Source organism: Nostocoides jenkinsii Ben 74, assembly GCF_001046875.1.
Classification (GTDB): Bacteria; Actinomycetota; Actinomycetes; order Actinomycetales; family Dermatophilaceae; genus Nostocoides_A; species Nostocoides_A jenkinsii.
Genome location: NZ_HF571038.1, coordinates 3304047 through 3308152, shown reverse-complemented (window position 1 = coordinate 3308152; position 4106 = coordinate 3304047). Strand labels below are relative to the sequence as shown.

The 4106-nt window shown below is 69.4% G+C and carries 4 protein-coding genes; 3 read left to right on the top strand and 1 reads right to left on the bottom strand.

What is annotated here, in order from left to right:
* Positions 1-32: 32 nt before the first annotated feature.
* Positions 33-746, bottom strand: coding sequence for a hypothetical protein (locus tag BN13_RS15820; protein ID WP_048548152.1), 714 nt, complete (start codon positions 744-746; stop codon positions 33-35).
* Positions 747-878: 132 nt separating this feature from the next.
* On the opposite strand from BN13_RS15820, the gene BN13_RS15815 reads away from it, so the two are divergent.
* The 3 genes from BN13_RS15815 to BN13_RS15805 all read left to right on the top strand — a co-directional run bounded on the left by BN13_RS15815 (position 879) and on the right by BN13_RS15805 (position 3960).
* A complete protein-coding gene (locus BN13_RS15815; RefSeq protein WP_048548151.1) occupies positions 879-2162 on the top strand; it encodes a magnesium transporter MgtE N-terminal domain-containing protein in 1284 nt (427 codons plus the stop codon).
* The gene (locus tag BN13_RS15810) at positions 2155-2763 is read left to right on the top strand and encodes a DUF1003 domain-containing protein (protein ID WP_048548150.1); all 609 of its coding nucleotides are present in this window, start codon (positions 2155-2157) and stop codon (positions 2761-2763) included. Before BN13_RS15815 ends, BN13_RS15810 begins: the two co-directional genes overlap by 8 nt.
* A gap of 63 nt (positions 2764-2826) precedes the next feature.
* Positions 2827-3960, top strand: a complete 1134-nt coding sequence (locus tag BN13_RS15805) for an Mrp/NBP35 family ATP-binding protein (RefSeq protein ID WP_157038746.1) — start codon at positions 2827-2829, stop codon at positions 3958-3960.
* Positions 3961-4106: the final 146 nt, after the last annotated feature.

Below are 4106 nucleotides of genomic sequence, written 5' to 3'. Positions count from 1 at the left end.
GCGGACGCAAAAGGTATTGCGTCCGCGGCAGGTTATTGCGTCCGCACCGGGTCGAGACGGGTGGGCACGTCGGAGTGGCGGTGGGCGTCATCCGGCGGCCCGGCCGCACTGGGCGAGGCGGCGCGGGTCGCCGCAATGCAATCGCGCAGCAGCGCGATCATGCGCTCCTGACAGTCATCGACGCACGCCTCGGCGAGGCCGCGCACCGAGGTCTGTATCAGGACCGGGAAACTCTTGTCGCGCAAAGTTTTTTCATCCAGCTGGGACCGCCGGGCGCGCTCGGCGCCCCAGCGGCGGGCGGCGGGCACCGCGGCATACTCCTCGTTGATCCGCCCGCGATAGGCAGCCGCCTCGGCCGGGGGCAACTGGTCCAGCAACGGGTCGAGCATGGCCAAGCCGTAGGCGAGCGCGTTCTGGCGCTCTTGATTCGCGACCGGCAGGGCAGCGAGCGCGGCCCGCACGACGATGCGAAGCTCCGCCTGCACGCCGGGCGGGTTGAGCCCGACGACGTCCGGGATGAGGGGCACGAGTTGGGCGCGGTGCTCGTCGTCCACTCCATCGTTGACGAGCCGCGCCAGCTGGGCCAGTAAGGGGTGCGTGCAGCGCGGTCGATCGCTCCACCGCTCCCCGGCGAGATAGGACGCGAACTCCATGAAACAAGCGCCCCGGCGCGGCGAGGAGTGCTTGCCGCGGCCGAGCACGGGCACGCCCGCAGCAAGTTGACCCCGGATCGTCCTACCGAACATCACGACCTCCCTGGTCGATGCGTCGCGTTGCGCATCTGCTGTGCTCCAGTGTGCACCCGTGGCCGCCACGCCGCGCCTGCTGCGAGCCGACCTCGGCGACGGACTTCACCGGGCCGGATAACCTGAGGTCTCGTGAGCGCGCCCACCCGAGTCTTCGTTGCCCGGCTGGCGAAGCTGCGCGTCTTCGACCCGCTCGGCGACGAGGTCGGGCGCGTGCGTGACGTGGTGGTCGTCTTCGCGCGGCAGCGCCGCCCCCGCGTCATCGGCCTCGTGGTCGAGGTGCCCGGCCGGCGCCGGGTCTTCGTGCCGATGACCCGCGTCACCTCCGTCGACGGCGGACAGGTCATCACGACCGGGCTGGTCAACATGCGTCGATTCGAGCAGCGCCAGAACGAAACGCTCGTACTGGCCGAACTCGTCGAGCGCACCGTCCAGGCCCGCACCGATCGTGGCGTGGTCGACGCCACCGTCGAGGACGTCGGGATCGAGCAGGATCGGACGCGCGACTGGAGCGTCACGAAGGTGTTCTGCCGCGAGGGCTTGCCGCAGGCCGGGCTGGCCCGGCTCAGCCGCCGCCGCACCGTCACCTTCGTCGCCCCCATCGAGGACGTCACTGGCTTGCACCTGGAGAGCGAGCAGCAGTCGGCCGCGCGCCTGCTGGAGGCCTATGAAGACTTCAAGCCGGCCGACTTGGCCGAGGCCATCTCCGACCTCTCGCCCAAGCGCCGGCTCGAAGTCGCGGCCGCGCTTGACGACGAACGCCTCGCCGACGTCATCGAGGAGCTTCCCGAGGACGCCCAGTTGGAGATCATTGCCTCGCTGGAGACCGACCGGGCCGCGGACGTGCTCGAAGCTATGCAGCCCGACGACGCCGCCGACCTGCTTTCCGAACTTCCGGAGGAGCAGCAGGAGCAGTTGCTCATGCGGATGGAGCCCGACGAGGCCGCCGACCTGCGCCGACTGCTCGCGTATGACGACAACACCGCCGGCGGGTTGATGACGACCGAGCCGGTCATCCTCGGGCCCGAGGCCTCCATCGCTGAGGCCTTGGCCGTCGTGCGCCGCGAGGAACTTCCGACTGCGCTGGCGACGACGGTCTTTGTCACCCGCAGTCCGCACGAGACGCCGACGGGCCGCTATCTCGGAATGGTGCACCTGCAACGCCTGCTGCGGGAACCGCCGCACGCATCGGTTGGCGGCATCCTCGACAAGGACATCGACCCGTTCTCGCCCGACATGCAACTCGGTGAAGTTGCTCGACGGTTGGCGAACTACAACATGATCGCCCTGCCGGTGGTGGACGACGGGGGCCACCTGCTCGGCGCCGTGACCGTCGACGATGTGCTCGACCACATCCTTCCCGACCACTGGCGCGAAGACCGCCACGACATCGTTCCGGGAGGTATCCATGGCTGAGCGCCGCATCCGCCTGGATCAGCCGAGCGAGGCAACGACACCGTGGATTCGGACGCCGAAGGGACTCGACCGCGAATCGTTCGGGGTCCTGTCGGAGAAGTTCGCCCGCTTCATGGGCACGCCGCAGTTCATCTTGTGGATGACCGTCTTCGTGGCGGCCTGGCTGCTGTGGAACACCTTCGGCCCCGCGGGACTGCAATTCGATCCCCGGTCGCTCAACTACACCCTGCTCACCTTGATCCTGAGCCTGCAGGCGTCGTATGCCGCGCCGCTGATCCTGCTCGCCCAGAACCGGCAGGCCGACCGCGACCGCGTCGCCCTGGAGCAGGACCGTGGCCGCGACGAGCGCAACCTCGCCGACACCGAGTTCCTGACCCGCGAAGTGGCCTCGCTGCGCCTGGCGATGCGAGACGCCGCCACCCGCGACTTCGTACGCGGTGAGCTGCGCGACCTCCTGGAGGAACTTGTCGCCGAGGTGGACGAGCGCGAAGCCAAGGCCGCCCGGCAGGCCAAGCGCAAGGCGAAGGCTCGGGCCAAGGCCAAGCGCGCGGCGAAGGCCGGAGTCACGAAGGTCCCCGGAGCCGGCGCGGCGGACGGATAGCCGCGTCACATCGGGAGGCAGGATTCGGGCGGCGCCGAGGGCGCGGCATACAGTGATTGGGTGCTGCCTCGCCCCACCCTCGACCAGTTGACCGCCGCTCTCGCCACCGTGGACGATCCCGAGATCCGCAAGCCGATCACCGAGCTCGGCATGGTGAGCGATCTCGCCATCGATGACGACAATGTCGCGAGCGTGACGATCCTGTTGACGGTCTCCTCCTGCCCGCTGAAAGACACCCTCACCCGCGACGTCACGGCCGCGCTCACCGGAGTGCCGGGGGTCAGCGAGGCACGCGTGACCCTCGGCGTGATGACCGACGAGCAACGCAAGGAGTTGCGCACGAAGCTTCGCGGGGGCGCCCCGGAGAAGGAAGTCCCCTTCGCCAAGCCCGGCAGCCTCACCCGCGTGTATGCCGTGGCCTCCGGCAAGGGTGGTGTCGGCAAGTCCTCGGTCACCGCAAACCTGGCCGTGGCTTTGGCAGCCCAGGGTCTCAAGGTGGGTGTGGTGGACGCCGACATCTACGGCTTCTCGATCCCGCGGATGCTCGGTGTCGAGGGGCAGCCGACGCAGGTCGACGATATGATCCTGCCGCCCATCGCCCACGAAGTGAAGGTCATCTCGATCGGGATGTTCGTCCCCGGCAACCAGCCCGTCGTCTGGCGCGGGCCGATGCTGCACCGGGCGCTGAACCAGTTCCTGGCGGATGTCTTCTGGGGAGACCTCGATGTCCTGCTCCTCGACCTGCCGCCGGGGACGGGCGATGTCGCGATCTCGGTGGCCCAGTTGGTCCCCAATGCCGAGATTCTGGTGGTGACGACCCCGCAGACGGCGGCTGCCGAGGTGGCCGAGCGGGCCGGGTCGATCGCGGTGCAAACCCGCCAGCGGGTGGCCGGCGTCATCGAGAACATGTCGTGGCTGGAGCTGCCCGACGGCAACCGTCAGGAGATCTTCGGCTCCGGCGGCGGCGCCCGCGTGGCCGAGTCCCTCACGCGCCTGGTCGGAGCGGATGTCGCTCTGCTCGGGCAGATTCCGCTCGACGTGACCCTGCGGGAAGGGTCGGACAACGGCTCACCGGTGGTCTTGAGCAATCCGACCAGCCCCGCCGCCACGGCGCTTCGCGGAATCGCGCGCGGCTTGGCCTCCCGCAGCCGGGGCCTCGCCGGCCGCTCCCTGGGACTCACCCCCGCCGGGCGCTGACCCTCGGGTCAGTGCCACGGCCACCAGCTCCCGACTTCCGCGCTGGTGAGGCTTTCCTGCGCGTGTGAGGCTTCGTGCCGCGCTAGTGAGGCTTTCCGCCGGGCCGGTGAGGGGTTCGTGCGCTGGTGAGGCGTTATAGCGCCTCA